Genomic DNA, 1473 nt, shown 5'->3' on the forward strand with positions numbered 1-1473 from the left:
CGCCGTCACCGGGCCGTGGAGTTCAAGAAGTTCCTGGTGAAGATAGACAAAGCCGTACCGGCCGAACTCGACGTCCATCTGATCTGTGACAACTACGCCACCCACAAGACGCCCGCGGTCAAGGCGTGGCTCGCTCGGCATCCCCGTTTCCACACCCATTTCACGCCCACCGGCTCCAGCTGGATCAACCAGGTCGAGCGGTGGTTCGGACACCTGACCGACAACCTCATCCGCCGCGGCAGCCACACGTCCGTGCAGGCCCTCGAAGCAGGGAGACCAGGACGGACACCTCCCGCTCTCCGCCCCACCGCCCCGGACCGGCCACCCGCCCACCGGCCAAGCCCGCCACAAGCAGGGGCCCCCGGCTCCCCGGGGGCCCCTGTGTTGCGTGTCCTACCAGTAGGTGCCGGCGAACGTGCCGTCGAAGCCGGTCGTACGGTCGGCGTGGGCCGGGTTGGGATGCACCTCGACCAGGTCACCGCACTCGCGGCGGAACCAGTCCGCGGGCAGCCGCGGCTCGTGCCACTGGTGGGTGCACCGGCACCGCACGGACACCGCCTCCCCGAACAGGATCAGCAGCCAGTCCCGGTCCGCCCCGCACACCGCGCACACCACCAGCTCCCCGTCGACCGGCAACTCCCACCGATACGGCCAGCACCAGGAGCCCGCCTCGTCGAACGACGGCCCCAACTCCGCGGGAGTCTCGGGAACCGCCGCCTCCACAGGCAGGGCACGGGCCACCCCACCGGAAATCTCAACAGCGGGAGCGGGAGCGGGTCTGCGGCGCTTGAACACGTCGAACCTCCTGTCAACCACAGTGCTCCAGCATGATTGACCCGCACGCAGAACAAGTCCAGCCCAATCCGGCATACCGAACAACCACCCGTGCCAGGCAGTACGCGGCGATCCCGCCCGACGGGCACGGCGACGCCCAGGCCGCAATCCCACGAACACGCCAGAGTCGCACAACCCAGGGGGCAAGCCGCAGAGTCCGCCAGCCGGGCCCATGGGGCAGCGCAAGCAGGTAATCGCCGATTCCGCCGTGACCGCATTCGAGCAAACACGCGCGACACACCCTGCACTCTCCACAGGCGGCACGAACGGCCCACCGCCATAACCCACGGTCAACAACTCGTCCCCGCAACGCTGTTGTCAAACGCCGCGACCGCAAGGGACCATCCCACACCCTGCGGGACATTCCCGCAGGTCAACGAAGGGATATCCCATGCCGGACAACGCACCGCCCGCGCCGTTCGACACCGACGACCCCCCTGGGGATGTCACTCGGCGCTACCTTGCCCACCCCGGTGACGACAGCGTGACCCGCATCCTGGACGCCCCGAGCGCGGCAGGCTGGACGCTGTGGCCGGACAACGCGGGCAACATCCACGCCTTCGACCCCTCCCACCGCCTCGCCGTCCAGTTCCTCCCCGAGTCCACCGCCCGCCTCCCCCACGGCGGCCACGGCCCGTT

General features: G+C 69.2%; 1 protein-coding gene and 2 pseudogenes. 2 read left to right on the plus strand and 1 reads right to left on the minus strand.

Features of this window, described 5'->3' with window-relative positions:
* A pseudogene (locus ADY01_RS37795) lies at positions 1 to 270 on the plus strand (transposase); the annotation flags it as partial.
* A gap of 123 nt (positions 271 to 393) precedes the next feature.
* Here the strand turns inward: ADY01_RS37795 and ADY01_RS40115 are convergent.
* On the minus strand, positions 394 to 741 hold the full coding sequence (locus tag ADY01_RS40115) for a hypothetical protein (protein ID WP_199826405.1): 348 nt from the start codon (positions 739 to 741) through the stop codon (positions 394 to 396).
* Positions 742 to 1225: 484 nt separating this feature from the next.
* Here ADY01_RS40115 and ADY01_RS35600 point away from each other — a divergent pair.
* Positions 1226 to 1473, plus strand: a pseudogene (locus ADY01_RS35600) (hypothetical protein); the annotation flags it as partial.

The sequence above is a fragment of the Streptomyces sp. SBT349 genome (genome assembly GCF_001083795.1).
In the GTDB taxonomy this organism is placed as follows: domain Bacteria; phylum Actinomycetota; class Actinomycetes; order Streptomycetales; family Streptomycetaceae; genus Streptomyces.